17 protein-coding genes and 1 pseudogene are annotated in these 17,207 nt (G+C 46.5%); 7 read left to right on the forward strand and 11 right to left on the reverse strand.

Annotated features, from left to right (window positions below):
* The 6 genes and pseudogenes from ENH71_RS01490 to ENH71_RS01515 form a co-directional block, all read right to left on the reverse strand.
* Positions 1 to 954: pseudogene (locus ENH71_RS01490) on the reverse strand (IS3 family transposase); the annotation flags it as partial.
* Between the two features lie 147 nt (positions 955 to 1,101).
* Entirely contained in the window at positions 1,102 to 1,995 is an 894-nt protein-coding gene (locus ENH71_RS01495) for an LAPAL motif-containing putative phage structural protein (protein ID WP_294137377.1), read from the reverse strand.
* Between the two features lie 139 nt (positions 1,996 to 2,134).
* Positions 2,135 to 3,499 carry an SNIPE associated domain-containing protein gene (locus ENH71_RS01500; RefSeq protein ID WP_294137379.1) on the reverse strand — a complete coding sequence of 455 codons (1,365 nt, stop codon included), beginning with the start codon at positions 3,497 to 3,499 and terminating at the stop codon, positions 2,135 to 2,137.
* A complete protein-coding gene (locus ENH71_RS01505; protein WP_294137381.1) occupies positions 3,496 to 4,788 on the reverse strand; it encodes a hypothetical protein in 1,293 nt (430 codons plus the stop codon). The genes ENH71_RS01500 and ENH71_RS01505 overlap by 4 nt, the downstream gene beginning before the upstream one ends.
* A gap of 226 nt (positions 4,789 to 5,014) precedes the next feature.
* The gene (locus ENH71_RS01510) at positions 5,015 to 5,320 is read right to left on the reverse strand and encodes a hypothetical protein (protein WP_294137383.1); all 306 of its coding nucleotides are present in this window, start codon (positions 5,318 to 5,320) and stop codon (positions 5,015 to 5,017) included.
* A 251-nt stretch (positions 5,321 to 5,571) separates the two neighbouring features.
* Positions 5,572 to 6,402, reverse strand: coding sequence for a tetratricopeptide repeat protein (locus tag ENH71_RS01515; RefSeq protein ID WP_294137385.1), 831 nt, complete (start codon positions 6,400 to 6,402; stop codon positions 5,572 to 5,574).
* A 378-nt stretch (positions 6,403 to 6,780) separates the two neighbouring features.
* On the opposite strand from ENH71_RS01515, the gene ENH71_RS01520 reads away from it, so the two are divergent.
* The 6 genes from ENH71_RS01520 to ENH71_RS01545 all read left to right on the forward strand — a co-directional run bounded on the left by ENH71_RS01520 (position 6,781) and on the right by ENH71_RS01545 (position 10,961).
* A complete protein-coding gene (locus tag ENH71_RS01520; RefSeq protein ID WP_294137387.1) occupies positions 6,781 to 7,737 on the forward strand; it encodes an endonuclease in 957 nt (318 codons plus the stop codon).
* An 81-nt stretch (positions 7,738 to 7,818) separates the two neighbouring features.
* Positions 7,819 to 8,001, forward strand: a complete 183-nt coding sequence (locus tag ENH71_RS01525; protein ID WP_294137389.1) for a hypothetical protein — start codon at positions 7,819 to 7,821, stop codon at positions 7,999 to 8,001.
* 101 nt (positions 8,002 to 8,102) lie between these two features.
* Complete coding sequence (locus tag ENH71_RS01530) at positions 8,103 to 8,741, forward strand: hypothetical protein (protein WP_294137390.1); 639 nt, start codon at positions 8,103 to 8,105, stop codon at positions 8,739 to 8,741.
* 78 nt (positions 8,742 to 8,819) lie between these two features.
* Positions 8,820 to 9,494, forward strand: coding sequence for a DUF5677 domain-containing protein (locus tag ENH71_RS01535; protein WP_294137393.1), 675 nt, complete (start codon positions 8,820 to 8,822; stop codon positions 9,492 to 9,494).
* Between the two features lie 143 nt (positions 9,495 to 9,637).
* Entirely contained in the window at positions 9,638 to 10,282 is a 645-nt protein-coding gene (locus ENH71_RS01540; RefSeq protein WP_294137398.1) for a hypothetical protein, read from the forward strand.
* A gap of 109 nt (positions 10,283 to 10,391) precedes the next feature.
* Entirely contained in the window at positions 10,392 to 10,961 is a 570-nt protein-coding gene (locus ENH71_RS01545; protein ID WP_294132883.1) for a hypothetical protein, read from the forward strand.
* Positions 10,962 to 11,200: 239 nt separating this feature from the next.
* On the opposite strand, the gene ENH71_RS01550 is transcribed toward ENH71_RS01545, so the two are convergent.
* The 3 genes from ENH71_RS01550 to ENH71_RS01560 form a co-directional block, all read right to left on the reverse strand.
* Positions 11,201 to 12,196, reverse strand: coding sequence for a hypothetical protein (locus tag ENH71_RS01550; RefSeq protein ID WP_294132880.1), 996 nt, complete (start codon positions 12,194 to 12,196; stop codon positions 11,201 to 11,203).
* 801 nt (positions 12,197 to 12,997) lie between these two features.
* On the reverse strand, positions 12,998 to 13,420 hold the full coding sequence (locus tag ENH71_RS01555; protein ID WP_294132877.1) for a hypothetical protein: 423 nt from the start codon (positions 13,418 to 13,420) through the stop codon (positions 12,998 to 13,000).
* A 271-nt stretch (positions 13,421 to 13,691) separates the two neighbouring features.
* Complete coding sequence (locus ENH71_RS01560; protein ID WP_294132874.1) at positions 13,692 to 14,114, reverse strand: hypothetical protein; 423 nt, start codon at positions 14,112 to 14,114, stop codon at positions 13,692 to 13,694.
* 37 nt (positions 14,115 to 14,151) lie between these two features.
* On the opposite strand from ENH71_RS01560, the gene ENH71_RS01565 reads away from it, so the two are divergent.
* Positions 14,152 to 14,424, forward strand: coding sequence for a hypothetical protein (locus tag ENH71_RS01565; RefSeq protein ID WP_294132871.1), 273 nt, complete (start codon positions 14,152 to 14,154; stop codon positions 14,422 to 14,424).
* 799 nt (positions 14,425 to 15,223) lie between these two features.
* On the opposite strand, the gene ENH71_RS01570 is transcribed toward ENH71_RS01565, so the two are convergent.
* Complete coding sequence (locus ENH71_RS01570) at positions 15,224 to 15,856, reverse strand: hypothetical protein (protein WP_294132868.1); 633 nt, start codon at positions 15,854 to 15,856, stop codon at positions 15,224 to 15,226.
* Between the two features lie 555 nt (positions 15,857 to 16,411).
* On the reverse strand, positions 16,412 to 16,666 hold the full coding sequence (locus ENH71_RS01575; RefSeq protein ID WP_294132866.1) for a helix-turn-helix transcriptional regulator: 255 nt from the start codon (positions 16,664 to 16,666) through the stop codon (positions 16,412 to 16,414).
* Between the last annotated feature and the right edge of the window lie 541 nt (positions 16,667 to 17,207).

The raw sequence follows: 17,207 nt of genomic DNA on the forward strand, positions 1-17,207 counted from the left end.
CACAATGTCCAACTGCACTCATGGAACAGATCAGCGTATTTCGCTTCAGGAAATTTTGATAATCACCGCTGCGAAACTGCGTACCACGGTCAGAGTGCAGGATCACAGACCAACCGCCCTGGCGCTGCCAGATAGCCATCTCGACTGCACGGATCACCATCTGACGATCCTGTCGATGATGCATGGACCAACCGATTACCAGCTTGCTGTAGAGATCCAGAATGACGCACAAATACAGTTTGCCTTCGCCGGTTTTTATCTCGGTAATGTCCGTTACCCATTTGGTCTCAGGCTCCGAGGCGTTAAAGTCACGCTCTAACATGTTCTTAACATCCGGCGGCGGTAACCCAGGTTTGCCGCGTTGTCCCCGCTTTTTCTTCCGAGGCCAACCTTGCAAGCCCTCGGTGGCCATCAGCCTCGCAATGCGATTCTTACTGGCAGTTTCACCTTCATCTGTCAGATCTTCGTGCATGCGCGGTGCACCGATAGCACCCAGGCTGTCCGCGTGAACTTCACGGATGCGGCCCAGCAGTCGCTCATTATCGACCTGCCGGGCACTGGCCGGGCGTCCTTCCCAGTCGTAATAACCACTGGCCGACACCTTGAGCAGCCGGCACATCATGCGAATGGGAAACTCTGCGCGACAACGTTGAATCGCCTGATACTTCAGGACGACTCCCTGGCAAAGAACGTTGCCGCTTCGCGTAAAAAATCCCGTTCCTTCTTCACGCGGGCCAGTTCACGCTTGAGACGAGCCATCTCATCATCTCTGGGTTTGCCGGTGCCGCCAAAGGCTTGTTGGCCCTGGGCCTCTGCCTCTCGCTTCCAGCGCGACAGCAGATTAGCGCCTATACCCAGCTCGCGAGCAACCTGGGCGCAACTGACACCGGGCTGGCGAACCTGCTCAATGGCACCTTGTTTGAACTCGGGGCTGAACTTTCTTCTCTTCGACATAAACACTCCTTTTGCCTATCATAAGGCTTCTTTGAAGTGTCCGTAAAATCGGGGTAGAACCCTTCATTATGACTATCATTTCTGCACTCAGCAGATCACGGAAATATGAAAACATTGTTTTATAAGAATGGTATTTTTGCCAACGTCTTACACCGGCGCCTCTGACTGATCCACATGGGGCAAGTGCCTCCCCACCTCTACAACCTCGAACCGGTCATTTGAGTATATTCCAGTATCTTCATCTTTTGACTGATATATCTTTATCCTTGCCTCCAGCTGATCGCCGGGCGCAATCGTTATTTTGTGCGCAAAGAAGTCATCATAAAATTTCTCATCAAGAACAGGCGCAGATATTTTGAAGCCTCTCCAAACAAACTCCCATTTCCGCCTCGAGCGCTCAAGGATTGCACGCTTAATGAACAACGTGGCCGCTTCCTCGACTTCACGGGTGGGCTCTGCTATGTCGTCAGGGTTACTAAGTAGTAGCATGTCTTTTCGAGATATCTCAATTCTTGGCTGCTCATCGTCGAGATTATTTGTAAAGCCAAAACTGATTATATTCTGATCTCGCTCGAGACCGTTTGAAACTCGAGAAATGCTTTTCTTGAATTTCTCTGACTTTTGAACTTGCTTCGTCGCTTCGTAGGTCGAGCGCGGGACAACTATTATCTTATCTCCCTGTTCGATTATAACCTCATCCGTATTGACGTATATCTTGACATTGGAGTGAGGAGAAAGAGTATGCTCATATATGAAGTTAGCGAGAACAGCGAGCACAATTGCTTTCAAATTCTCCTTGCTGAAAATATTAGCAGCTGATTTGTAGCTTGTTCGGATTTTTGCTCTGAAACTACCTTCACCAAATGCCTCCACAAGAATTTCAACATCGTACCCAGGATTTATAACGGAGTTGGCTTCTTTAACCGCATCGGCTATTGATACCAAAGTCGACGCAAGCGTGTAGGCGTTTATTTTTTTCCGCTCGCTTCCAAAATGGAGAACCACTTCTTCATTGTATTCTTCAATGTTAATTACTTGCATATAGTTTCCTTATGCAGTGAATAGCTTTGATTCTCCGCATTGTTTATGTGTTAAATCAATACAGCAACGCATTGAGGGGAGGGAACTACAGGACGACCACACTATCTCTCACTAAATGATCCCGATCGCACGAAAATTACTATCTGTCCAATTTATTTTTACCAAAATCAAATCCAGAACCTCCTCGGTCAGGCCAGTAACCACGACTTTGTAGGTACTCAGTTGACTCCACCTTTTCAGTAAATTCCAACAAGCTACCGACCTTTTCTTTCAGAACCTCACGCACGTCAATTGGCTTTGCAAAGAAAAACTCTTTTCTTGTATTTACGCAGTTCAAGCGCCGGTCACTAAAGTGTTTATGTAACTCGGACTCCAAGCCCACAGCATCTTCGGAGAAGAACAGGGCATGGACATCAAAACGGAATGGAACAGATGCACCCCCAAGCTCGTTAACCCGCTCAATTGGTTCCAATCGCCTCGTAAGCCCGATCTTTACCACGTTTTCGCCGAATGCGCCTCGATTGGAAATGACATAAACATAGCCTGCCCTGATATTGGCTGCCCGGTAATCGTTTTGTGCGATAGCCTCATCGAGGTCCTCGAGTCGTTTTAGCAGAATAGGATCCGTTTCACTGTTTGCGCCAAGCCTCTCCAGAACACTTACAATGTGGCTTCGCTCTTTGTCCAGGCGCTCTCGCTCTGCTGCCAGTTCAGCCTCGACTTTTCGTTCCTCTCGAAGTCTTGCTTTCTCTTCACGCGCAGCTTCTCTCTCTTCCTGCTTCTTCATGAGAAAGTCAGCTGTTAATTCAATCTCCTCAACCCGTAGTGAATGAAACCCGTCAGCTATGTGCATCTCCATCATCTGACCGAGCTTCGCAATTGCTATCCGTGACGCTTCGAGTCTTTTCTTTGCCGTGACAACATTCCCAGCTCGAAGCGCCCTCAGGCTGTTGTCAGCTTCAGCGTTATAGGCCCGAAGCATCAACTTACCCAGGTCGTTTGACATTTTTCGACCCTTTGCTAAAGATCCATCGTAAGTGAACATCTCGGACGTCTTGATGGCCTGACCTGATTTGACGGCTGTAGCAATGCGAGCACTGAGATCCTTCAAGCGCTCACTGTATCTTTCCGCATCTTCAAGTGGGTGGTGGTAACGATAGATCCCAACACTTTGCAAAACTCGCTCATCATTCAGCTCAACCGTCTCTTCAGCCCCAACCGCGTCCAATTGCTGCCGTAGCGCCCGAACCTCACTTTCCAATAGAGCTATTCTTGCATCGCTCGACTCAGCAACTGCTGACTTTTCTTCCGTAGCTGGCGCGAAAGATTCTTGTGGCAAACTCCCCGAAGTCGCAGCGTCCGTATTAGCAGGCAGCCATAGCTGCCAACCTTCAGGTAAAGGTGGCCAAGATGGATCGGGCGTCCAGCCTTTTGGCGGGATCCAACCTGCTGGAGGCTTGGGCCAACCTGGTGGCGGGTTGAATACGACCCCACTCTTACTCACGTTTTTCTGACTCCAGAAGTATTAGCGGGAACCAATCCGTAAGGGTTCTTGGATATTGCCGCACCAAGATGCTCAAGAGTTGCCTGGGGAACTACTGAAGACAGGTCGAACGCCGTAAAAGCTGATCGCTCACTGCCGACAGCTATAAATGGTATATAGGCTTGCAGGCCTGTTGCTGGCTGAATAGTTTCTGTTCCTACCTCGAGAGAGACGGTTTGAATAATGCCACGCCGGTCAGCTTCAAAGATCTCATGAAGGGTGCGCAATGCGACCTGATTGACCGCTCCAGCGTACCGGTCTTTGCAGGCTTTTTGTGTAAGTGATGTCTCGGTGATTTCATCAGATGATTTATTGTACTTGTACGCCTTGACACTCGGGATCTGATGAGGGGGTGGGATGTGTACCTTTAATCGCAGTTCAGCATGTTCTGGATCGAACTCATAGTCCGAGTAGACCGGGAAATGGTCAGGATAGACCGAGTTACTCAGCACAATAGATACATATTCTTCAACCGCTTCAACGACTCCGTAACCGAGGTCAGCCACCAATTTGTCCAAAGCGAGATTCCGGTCAGCAGCTTCGGCCTCCCTTACCTCACATTCCTTCGCGTACCTTGACCGCTCCTCTTCAAGCGAAGACTTACGCTGCAATTCTTTCCGAGCATGCACTTCGAGCGCTTTAATGTGTTCTTCTTCAGCCAGCGAAACGTTTTTTTGCCAACCGAGCAGAGCTTCATTGTAGTCTGCCTCGACCCTCTTAAGCGACAGGGAGTACTTCTTCTTGCCGAAGAGTGCACGAAGGCCTGTGGGGGGCTCAGGAACATTCAACACGGGCTTTGTTGGTGAAGCTAAAGGCTGCGGGGGAGGCATCGGGTGCTCGAGAGCGCCTCGATCAAACGGAGGATGGGCTACTACAACTCTTAGCGTATCTAAATCGACATAGTCATCGACGCCTAGTGTCGCCTCAAGCAGCGTATCGATATCGGTATAAATCTCTTGCAGCTCAAAGTTTCGCTCCTCAACTTGAGCCTGCCTTGCTGCTACTTGAGCAGCCGCAGCCTGTTTTTCGAGCTGTTTCTTCTCAGCATCCCTTGTTCTGGCTTGTTGTTTCCTTTCGACCTCCTTTCCCTTGGCTTGCCGATGACGAGCCCTTTCAGCCTCCCTACTGGCCTGCTCAGAGCTTCTTACGGCTGCCTTGTACCTTCTATCGGCGTCACGTCGAGATCGCTCAGCTTCACGGGCCGCTCTTCTCATTTGCCGATTGAATTCTGCTAATAGACTGCGTGCCATGCTGGACCCTCTTTTTTTTATTCAGTGAAGTCTCGTATCCGCGACATCTCAAGCTTGCTGCGGAGTATCCACCTAACTTGCCCATGCGTCAATTTGCTAAATGAACAGCAATCATCCAGGCCTCAATTAAGTTCTGCCGGTTCGCTAAGGAGTATGTTGATAGGGATTCGCCCAAAGACGACAAGCAATATCTTCTTTTCGAACCTTGCTTCGGTTTCGGTCGATATCATGTAACATCCATGTCGATATAAGTGCTACCTTTATGCTGAATAACTGACAATACAGGCCGCGCATCACAGTTTTCACAGCAAAACTCAATGAACAAGCCATGTCTTCTCGGACTAGGGTTATCGGATAAATCTGAGTCCTTTGTAAAAACACCATTTTTGACCATAAGATGGAGCCCGGTATCATCGTCTTCTTCGCGTTCAAATACCTGCACCCCCTCATGGTGTAAGAAGCGACCGTCACAATTGGGGCATAATAGCTCGGCACCTAACGTATTGTAATGTTGGTCAAAAATAACTTGCATAGCAACTCTCCACTGTAGTTTAGTAGCTCTATTTAGTCGCTTTTAAACACCGTTGTTCGATGTGGTCAAATTTTCGAGTTGCACCGCAATTTGTAGTCTCATACTACTGGAACACGAAATCGAAACGAGGTTGAGTTGACGTATGCCAAGCAATGGCATCTCGAAGCACCACTATGACTACCTTTACCTTAAAATCCGGACACGCCACAGGGTATTGTCGATTGATGGCGAGCGGCGCTACTTTAAGGTAGTCAATATTCAATTTTCTGAAATCGCCTTTGTGCCAGGTCCACATAGAAACTCATCGCACCGTTGTCGTCCTCTATAATCAGGTCAAGCCACTCGCGCGTCTTGTCCCAATTTTTATTCGACCAGTAAGCTTGTGCGATCTGATATCGAAAGGCTTGGGCAGCACCGGCGTTCGGAAAATCATTAACGTAGTTGGCAAATGTATCGAGCAGAATTGGCATGTAAAGCTGGATATTGTCCTCAATTCCGTAGCTGCTACCGTACTGCCCCGGATCCTTCCAGCCCAGCAGTGTCCTCATTTTGCCGATGTAAGCGCGCTCCGCCGCCGGGGAGCCAGGGTATTCGAGAATGACTTTGTCATACCATGCATTTGCAGCTTCGACATTTGGAATCCAGCTTGAGTCAATCGTAAATCTGATGTCTTTTCCTGCGGACCAAAAATCTGCATGCTGCAAGTAAGACTGAGCCACCACGTTATCCAAGACTTCGGACCCAACCTCACCCACAATTTGACTAAGCTCCTGGAGCCTGTCACTCACTATCACTGCGTACTGGGACGTTGGAAATGTGGAAGCTAGCGTACTCCATGCGTTTAAAGCCGATGCAACTCGCCGCTCATCAAAAGCGATACTTCCTAAAAGGTAGTATGCAAAAGCCTTATCAGAATCTGATGACGATTCCGAAATTACGTCGATCAGCTCGCTTTTGGCCTCTGCCCTGAGGCCATGCTCGTTTAACAACTGAGCTTTTTCTGTTGATGCAGCCTGAACCGTGCTGACGAGCATAAGACTGCAGATCAATGCGGAAACATAAACCCTTGATAATTTAATCACTTAGTATACCCCATTCTTCTTTTTGGCCATTGGTAACTAAATATTGGCCCCTACCCTGCGTGACGATCAACAAAAACCGGCAGACATACCCATTTGGCTATGTTGAGAATCAATATCTGATAGTGAAGTTTCGTTGGAGAGGTGCTATCGCGCTCTATAAGAATTGAAACGACTCGATGGCTCTCAATGCAGTAAGCACGCTCTTGCGATTGCCTCCCCTGATGTTGTGGTAGACAATGCTTTTTGTTGAGCTGATGGTTATCCGCTTCGTCTGCCGAGCTGCTGATATCCAATTTGCTGGCAGCCAAGTCTCGTTGCTCGTCTCAATGCCAGCATGACGAATAGAACCCATCCCCGCGCCATGAACGAGCTGAATTTATGGTTTTGCGCATAACTACTTTGCTTTTAACGCTCTTTGTTTCCGTCTTTATCCAGGCAGCTCCTGACAATTTTGATCGAGCGAAGGTCGAGCTTCGCCAGTTCGTTTACCATGACCGCAATACCGAGGGAGAGTTCTATTGTGGCTGCAAGTTCGACTGGGTGGGTGTATCAGGGGGACGGGTGGACTTACCATCATGCGGTTACCAGGTCCGAGCACAAGAGAACCGAGCCCAGCGTATCGAGTGGGAACATATACTCCCTGCTCACTCAATCGGCCAGGCTCGTCAATGTTGGCAGGATGGGGGAAGAGCCAACTGTAACCGCACCGACCCCGTGTTCAACGTCATGGAAGCAGATATGCACAATCTGACCGCTGCCCTGGGCGAGGTCAACGCTGACCGCTCCAATTACCGATTCAGCGTTTTGCCGGGCGAACCCTATCGCCATGGGTTATGTGACGTCAAAGTAAGCTTTGATCAACGTTCTGTTGAACCCCGCGATGAAATAAAAGGACGGATTGCCCGAGTCTATTTCTATATGCATGATCGATATGACCTGACGATGGCACGTGCGCAGCAGCAACTAATGATTGCCTGGAACCGTCAATATCCTGTGTCTGATTGGGAGCGCGAGCGCGATCAGCGCATAGGAGCGCGTATGGGTCACAATAACCCCTTTGTCACAGGTGAGCGGCAATGGACACTGGGTCACACCAATACCGCTGACGGAGTCGTGTCATGGCTTCCTGATGACCATCCAGTGATGAGCCCCCAACAAGCACCATCTCAAACGACCAACTCTGGAATCATTCGTGGGAACCGCAACAGCAGGATTTATCATTTACCACAAGGCTGCCCCAGCTATAACGCCATGGCTGATCACAATATCGTGGAGTTTCGCACTGAACAGGAAGCTGCTGGCGCTGGTTATCGAAAGGCTGGTAACTGCCGGTAAAGCATGAAGGTCATAGTTCCCTGCATGCCCACTTATGCTGTGCTATACCCATAGTATCGATGCTACTATCAGGGAGATGTTATGGACGACTCACTACCGGAAAAGATCATGGTCGTGGATGAAGGCTTTTATTGGGTCAAATACCGGCCTGGTAGTCGCTGGGAGCCGGCAGAATTTGATGGCATACTTTGGGATATTGGTGATGGCAGCGGCTATGACCTGTATTTGGTAGCAACGTCCAGAATACCGGAGCCGGCTCATTAATGCTGCTTTGGTCGCCCCAAAATTTCAAAGTGGGATAAAAACATCCGTACCTATAGACCCATAAGTAATACTGGCTATTTAGTCAATTTATTGGAGGTCCTTTGATAGAAGCACTAAACCAAATATCCCTGCTAGTCGGCATATGGATAGCGATTTACGGAATCAACGCCTGGAAGAACGAGCACATCGGTCGGCGAAATATTGACTTAGCAGAAGACTCCTTGGCTTTATTCTACGAGGCAGCTGATGCAATAAGATTTATCCGTCAGCCATTTAGCTTTCCATCTGAGACAGATAGCGTAGTAAGGAACGACAACGAATCCGAGAGAGAGTTTGACGCAAGAAAGAATGCCTCTGTTGTGTTTATACGATTCAACCAACACCAGGAACTTTTCAGCAAAATATACGCAACTCGGTATCGATTTATGGCACGCATCGGAAAAGACAAGGCCAAGCCGTTTGAGGATTTAAATAAAATTTCGAAGGAAATAAAAACAGCAGCTCGAGTTTTAGCCAGATACTGGCCGCGAGATTATTTTCGAACTGAGGCCCAATTAGACGATCACCAAGGGCGGGTCGACAAATACGAATCTGTCTTCTGGGATCACGGTGACGATGATGATATCAATACTCGGCTGGATAACATTATCACCGAGATGGAGATTATATCAAAAACTGTGATTGACCAAAACAACGGACTCTTGACGTTTCTGACAAGAACATATGGTAAAGCACCCTAAAAAAGACCTCATTGCGAACGGCGGAGTAGTCGATTGAACACAACAACCGGAGGTCATATAAAGGAGTACCGACATCTTATGAGTACAGTGCTGGATCATTTCCAGCACATAAGATTCGATAAGAAACATGCATGGCATCGCTCCATGATTCTCCTTTATTGCACAATTATCGAATACGCAGACTCTATCTATGTACTCGTTACCCAGCAAAATAGTGTATCGCTTCCGATTGTTACTCGTTCCATACTCGAAGCATTTGTAGATCTGATGAATTTATGTGACGACCCGAGCTATGGGAATCACTTGCAAGCTGATGATATTAAAGAGTGGTTGCGCGTTGCTAAGGAGGCCCAGACAACTTCCAATCCTTATCTTAAAGAAATGGTAGACGCTGACGGTTTTGACGTACAGGTAATTCAATGGGAAGATGAATTCAAAGCGTTGGGTCACGAGGGATTTCGCCCGTTAAATCAGATCACAAAGTTCGAGAAGGCCGGTTTAGCAAACGAATACAGGTCCGTATACAACTTCCTTTGCGTACACACACATAACAATTTGAGGGCGTTACATGAACGCCACATTGAGATCAGTGACGATAAGAGAGATTTTAATATAGTCATTTTTCATGACTTTGATCCCAAACTAATCGAGCAGTACATCCCGTTGGTCTGCAGATGCATAATTGAATGCAGCATAAAAGTGCATGCGACTATTGGAACTGGTTATGAGGACGCATTCAAGACCGATCAATAGAGCGTTGGGTCCACCTTATGGAAACAGGCAGCGACCACAATAGCTACAAGGCAGACCTATGCTTTTAGACGCCAATTCAGGGACTCATTGAGAACAGCAATTGCAATATGCATGAACCATTTCTCACCAGCATGGAAACTTCTATGGAAATTGATGAATTCGAGGTGACGCGAATCCATGGAATGAATGCGTTTCGGAGCCTGCAATTAGCTTATAAGGTATGGAAAGAATACGATGTGTGCAAGAAACGATCTAACGATGAGACATGGGAGGAAAGGTATCAATCAGCTGATACGACCGGTACTCGTTTACAGCTACTCGAAACAGAACTCTTTTCTCATCTGTCAGCGGTCATCGTTCTCTACCAAGCTTCGATGGAAGCAATACTCTCCAATGCTGTATCAGAGAACCAGTCGATAAGCGAAGTGGTTCGAGGAAAGAGCTTTAAAAAAGCCTGGGTCGCAACGCTGAAAGCTATAAATGAGTCTGATGAAGAGTTCATCGAATACGAACGTGACTTTTATACTGGCATGCGAATACCTCTGACTCACCTCCACCCAAATACAGACGAAAAGCTACGGAAAGTGCGATTGATCAACTTTGAAAGGGTTTATAACGGAGTCCGATTTGGGTGGTGGGCTCATGTGAGGATTCTCAGAGGTATGGGACTTTCATCTGGTGACATTGATTCGAACTGGTCATACATATGCAGAGGAGTAAATCTGCCACCAGATCTTTTTCCCGAGAGCCATCCGAATATCAGGCTTGCTTCCGAGAAAAATGACTAGTCGATGAAGCTGAGTGCTGGAGAAAGAGATATGCGTACTAATCGAGGCTGGCGCTCATCGGTTTCCAAAATACCACCTGACACGGGCTCTCCGCCTTTAAGGATGACTGATGATGGATATAGCAAACGCGATTGTAACTTTACTCGTAGGGTCAGTGGCTATTTTGGTCTATGGGCTATCAAAGCGAGCGGAAAGACGTAATGCAGCAACCATTATTATCATGGATATCCGACACGCTGAACAAGTGGTTATGTCCGTCCTCGAGAAAGACAGGATAGATCGTTCAATGCGACGAATTATCATGGAGAATAACTGGGTAAAATATAAGCACCTTTTCGCGAGCACTTTCTCCAGCGACGATTTCTCTGCTTTCAATAGATTTTTTTATGCTTGTGTTGAGATCGCTGAGTCCAGAGAACGAATGATGTCTGTTTTCGAGGAGAATGTCCGGGCGAAATCTCAGTTCATCCAGAATGAAATACTCTCAATTGAGGACCCATCCAGTTCGGAAGGACAGCAAAAGCGCCACGATATTATCAAACAGGTGGAAGCAGAGATATACGTATTTGAGCCAAACGAACCAAAATTGAGAATCAGGCATAACTTACAAATGATGGGTCGCCTGTCAACAACAGTGGCTTTCGATAAACTACGTAAGATCGCGGGCAGGAATGCATGAAGATACATTTCGACATGCTGCCCCGCCCCCTTTCGATCCTACTTAGGATGCAGCTCAAGCACGCCTTGAGCGCTATTGGCTCGATATAGGCTCTCAACACATGGCCCGATTAACAGTACAGGGACAATTGCGTTGACAGGCTTCCTGAAAGCTTTTACTGGTGACAACGAAGTGTAATCCCCACTAGCACAACACCATCTACGAACACGCTTGATGGAGGCGGGGATAACCTGACTGCGTCAATGTGGGGAGTTAAGACTGAAGTCCTCTGATAGCGCACGATATACGTCTTTGGTGGACTTTAGTAATCCACTTCCACGCTTGCCTTGGTTGTGCCTCGTCAGGATGTCCACCTTCCTGTTAATTATTTCCGAATCGTTGAAGTTTGTATATTTTATAAGTGGTGCCCATGGCTCAATCGAGCCGTCCTTCCGACGACCCAGTGTCTTCTGCAAGTCCAGTACCTTCGGACCGATGTTCAGATCATCAAAACCAAAGCCCAAAAAGATAACTTGTTCTGCTTCTTTTATCCATGCCTGGATGAGGTCGTATGTAGCAACTTGTCGTTCGTTTATGAGCATGATTTTTTCTCTACACCTATATGCATATTGGTTCCGGTCACTAGGCTCTCGAAACTCATATAAATGATTGGAATCTTCACCACCCTGCCATTGGTAATCCATAATACAGCCATAGACGTGAAATATTGATTCGGTCAACTTTTGTAGGAATAGCCGCTTTTCTTCTGCTGTCCTGAAGATGGAGTTCTGCTGGTTTACCCTCGAAAAAAAGAAAGCTTCTAAGGACGCATCATAATTGAAGGTGATAATTCTCATATTCAGATGGTAATCTGGGTCTACCAGCTTTTCTACATTAGTGGTTCCAACAACGGCGTTCCACAGCAAGCGATACCAATTCTGAGATTCACTGCCCCCCCTATTGAACCTCGATAGGTTTGCGCAAGATAGTAGCACCTGTCCAATACAGATCTTAGACCAGGCAACTAATTCTGGATCATGCTCGTAATGATACAAAAATGAATCAATGCTTACTGGGTCATAGAACGTCAGCATCTCCTTTATGCGCCTGCCATGGACAGCCGCGTCGTCGTAATCACTTGCGCCCCAGATACTTGCCACGCTGATCATCTTGTCTATAAGATCATGTCCCAATGGATAGCCGTAGCCACAACTAGCGCCCGCGCCGAGTATTATTGTCGTTTCCTTGTTAAACATCCACGCAGCCTCTATAGTTTAATGGCCTATTGTGGATCACTATTGATGCATATCTCAACCCATGGTCTCTACCGATCCACAAAGAATCCAGCAATGCTGAATGCACCCTCATGCCTCTTGCCAATCGCGTGCCTACACCCCTGCAGCCAGCAGTTCGTCATGAATGAGCTTCACAGCAAATGCAACATTGTCCAAGTCTTTGCGTGAATCCTTGAAATAACATTTGTACGTCATCTGGACAGGATATTGCATGATAGCTCGCGTATTGAGAATGGATCAGCAATCTATGTGGGCATCTCAAGAATAGTTATTGCGCGTCTGCGGCAGCATGTATTCGGGAAAACTCATTTCGATGCCAGTCTTGGTTTTCGCATTGCGAGTGAGAGGTGTAATAGCCAAGTGGATACTAAGCTTACTCGAGCAAAAGCAATGGCAGACCCCCTCTTCGGTGTATCATTTGTCGAGGCTCAGACCTACCTGAGATCATTACAAGTCGCCACTGTCTCTATTGATAATCCTCTCGAGCTATATGTATTCGAGGCGTATTGCGCCATCGAACTCGATACGCATCAATGAAACTCATTTGAAACTCATTAAGAGTATTTGAGGGCTGATTTAACCTCTGATGGGAGGACTGGGGGCGTACTGGAAGGAACGATGCTGACAGAGCCTGTGAGAGCGCTTATGAGCTATTACAATGATTGGCAAACGATCTGGCGGAGATGATTTACGGAAGTAGCTCACCTATTGAGACCGAGCTACCTCTTAATCACAAATTCATAAAAGTAATCAACTAGTACATTAAAATCTGAATTCCATTAGCAATTGAATTACCTGCACCGTACCTAATGTGCTCAGACCCAATTCATTCGCGCTTTGATTCTCTTCAGCGTTCAAATCTTCCGACTCACCCCGCATTCCACTCAGACCATACCTATCCATGAACGTATTGAAATTGTTCACTACAGAGCATGCATCCAATGCTTCAAGGGATTTTCCCTCAACATGCATGAGCTGGAGGCACTCTTTCATCTTTCTATTTATGCCCGCCAGCTCGCTTACATAGGCGGACATGCGCAGATGACGAGGATCGATATTGAACGTTGCCGAAGCAATATCTCCATCTACTCCCAAAGCTTTCCGGACTGCTGACTCCAGCAATGCTGCTCGACTCTCCGCCGCGTACGATACGGAAACTGCGAAAGTTGCTGTCACCAGTATCAAGCTTACCCATAGTACCTTTATCCTTTTCAATTCTTCCCCCTTTTGAATGCTTTCTGACTATTTGTTTCGTTGATATATATCGCCAAGTTACGCTCTCGGACGCGTTCCTGGGAATCCCATAGCACGCTGGCTGATCACTTTCGTATACATGTTCGTTTTAGGTCTACATCGGCTATGGGCCTGTGGTTTTCATTTAGCAATATCATCTCGGAAAGCGACGCCCGTGAAGCAGACTCAGCGTTATGGCTCTCATATGGAATAACTATCCACATCAGCCTTGAGGGTCACTATTTACAAGTTGGACTGTGTAGCCTTGCTCATTACCGCTTGCGCGGATGATATATGTAATCTTACCCAGGTCACCAGTGAACACCCGGAAGGGATACTCACATCTTCGAATTACACCATTCATGCTCACTTCTTTGACTTGATCGAAATGAAAGCTGCCAATGTCGACGGGGAAATCTCCAACCATCGCCGTCACAAGCTCATGAGTGGTGCCGAGAATAGCGGGGTTATCACATGTTGGAAGACCACCTTCCGTCCCTTGAGCTGCCAGGGGGCCATGAATCAGCGCTATTGAGAACGGTATTAAGCAATTCATCCTCTTCACTAGATTTATCATCGGCATGGTAATTGTCTCTATTGTTAAGTAATTACTTTGCAAATTAAAGACAAACTCAGTTCGTGTCAAGCAATTGCTTTACAAGCAAAAATCATGAGCTGAGCGAATGAATTCACTAGCACCATATCTTGATGAATTGAAGAAAATGAAGGAACTGGGATCAGATGCTGAATTGGCCAGATTCCTCGGTGTTTCAAGAACTCATATCAGTCAAATTCGGTCGGGTATACATATGGGCGAATTGCTTTGTTTTGAGCTGGCTCTTATGCTTAAAAGGAAACCTATTGAGCTACTGGCCTTGAACAGAGCGATTCGCAGCAAGGATTCACGCCTGAAACGCTACTGGCTGGATATACACTCCCAATGCATGGCCAAGTAGCTGCATTGAGAGTATCAGGCTCATAAGCTCTCTGAGAGCTTTTACTGAGTACGAAATAATTCATTGATCTCGATAACATGAATTTGTGTTTCGTGCGCCAGCAACATACCGATATCGTAGTCAATTTCGAAATTCTGAGCGTTGTTTCAATGCAACTTAAATTCAATCTGACATAGTCCGCTTAGCAGGTGTACCGAGAACGCAATTAGTGATTTTCGATCATGGACATGTGTGCGTTGTGGAGCTGGAGGGTACGATTAATGGAGGCTCATCGAGTTATTGTCATTCTAGTCGAGCTATTATGTACAAGGATAAGCGTCTGCAGGAGTATCGGCTCGATATAAGTTCTGAAGATATTGTTGATGGGTTAATTAGAACAATGTCGCTCGAACGTAATGTAATGTAATTATCTTTCATAGGCTGTATCACACAGTTCATACACTAGATTTACTTAATATGACTTAATAGTATCAGTTAGTAATGTTCATCAGATAACTGGTATATTCATATTAGATCTTGCTTATATCCGACTATTTAAAGATCCATTAAGAATATAATATTCATATGTATACACACATAATGATGAGTATTAGTTAATATAAATTCCTCAGAATACTATATGTATAGATAATAACTGTCTCTAGGCGCTCTGATTAAAAACACCTTTACTTTATAGCTATGGTAACGATTCGAAGATAACCGATCGGAGACCGCGAGACCTTCACAGCACGCCAGCTGTTTTGTTATGCAATGTTATTTATGCTTTTCTGTTTAATCTATTTAGTCGACTTTTTATTGGTTATTTCTTGTTTTGATGAAAGTAGCCCAATATGACCCGCTCTGAACGACAATATGTATCCTTTAGTGCGTACTCTACCGGGTCGTATTCAGGATCCATTTCATCCACGCCCACAAAGCGCATTTGTTGAGCGTGAGTAACTTTCTTCCAGTGCTCTTCGATTAATTTTGGCAACATTCCCCCTGGCATCTTTAATTGGCAATGGTCCTTGAGACACGGTTCCTGAAAGAGACAGTGCACATGGAGACCTCCGCTTAAGTGCTCCTCCAGCACAAACACTACGCTTACGGAGTTTTCCGCATATTTTACAGCGTGCTTGCCATACATCTTCTTGTTTACACGCTGCATGAGGTTACTAAGCTTGGCTTGCGCCACTGATTCGCTTGTAATAGTGACAGGAAAAGTCAGAGTGATGTGATGCGCATATGCATACTGCTTCAGCCATTTTTCTGTGCTTTGCTTATGTACTTTCATTGAGCACGGATAATGCAATTGCTCCAACTTCCGTCTCTTGTCGTCGCGATACTTTTTAGCCGTGTATGCTCTGACTTCAGCGAGAAGATGGTCTTGAGATTGCTTAGAGATTTTGATCTTTTCTTTAAATTTAATAGTTCGAGTTCGATTATTAGTCATAAATGTTTCTGCAGCCAAAATTGCGCTTCCAATTGGGTTCAGAGCTATTTATTATTCAGGGGGTTAAAATCCGTCACAGGGGTTCAGAAGTGGGAAGCAGCAGGGATACGAAATGTGCGACTGAGGCCGCAGCCACAAATGCACTGACCAGACGAAGGTTGCTGCAGAGGCATATTCGAGAGCAAATACTCCCCGATTGGTGCCCCAATGGCGGTTGCGATGTTTGTAGAGCCGAGGAGATCCGCGCATGTATGCGCTACAAAGCACTGGCTGGGACGCTAAATGCCCTGAAAGTAAAGTCTCCGCGCGGGAAAGTCGGTACCTGGCAGGGCACAATGGTCAAGAATCTGTTTAAGGACGACACCCCATAAGGCTATCGGCGAATGAAAATCGATTCTGGCGTCGCTCACTTCGATATCTGGCTGTTGTCGTGACGCAATCTGCAGATGCCGGATCCATCGTTGTCGATATTGCGACCCCAAGACTTGCTTTAATGTGCGAGAAAAACCAGATCCCGATCTAAGCAATCAAAGTAAGTCTTGCAAAGCGGTTTAATCAATGACCAAATTTCCTTGTTTCTTGGATACTTATAACTATCTGTTTCACTTCCTCATTGCTTGCTCCAGCTATGATGGCAGTCTGAAGCTTAGCCACCTCGTGCTCCGGAAAAACTGAAGTTCTCTCTCCCAGCTTCACTGGAGGCGGAAAAGTACCCTCGTTGATCATGTTGTAAATTGTGGCTTTCGAGACCCCCATCCGCTTTGTCACGTCGGGCATTCTCAATAGGTGTATCGGGGTGGATTGGTTCATATCGTTCCTCCTTAAACCTTTATTTATTCAAGGAGACGATCTACCTATTCAGGGGATAGTGGCTCACTCACAATTCGAGTGGCAAAAAGACATAAAAAGGGGGATTTCAGATGAGACAGTCTTGTGGGATAATACTGTCATTGATTCTTGCGTATAATAGACAGTATGGTTTGATGTAACACTACTTGTAACATCAAACCAATACGATTTAATTTAAACCCTTTAATTTCAAAGTATTACAAGGTTAATCAGATTCCGCCCCTGGGCACCATATACAAAAAGCCTCGCGTACGCGGGGCTTTTTTTATGATGCCCGGGGGCGGATGAGAACCACCGATCTGGTTCCGACAAATTGCGTAGCAATTTTCAACGAGCGCGGTAGCGCGGAGCCCGAAGGGTCGGGAACAGCACCAAGCTGTTCCCGATTACTAATTGCGTAGCAATTTAAAACGAGCGCGCCAGCGCGAAGCCCGCAGGGTTCAATCAGCCCAAAGCTGATTGAATTATTCCGCCCCGACGCCCTCAATTCACAAAAGCCTCG

The sequence above is a fragment of the Pseudohongiella sp. genome (assembly GCF_011050365.1).
GTDB lineage: Bacteria > Pseudomonadota > Gammaproteobacteria > Pseudomonadales > Pseudohongiellaceae > Pseudohongiella.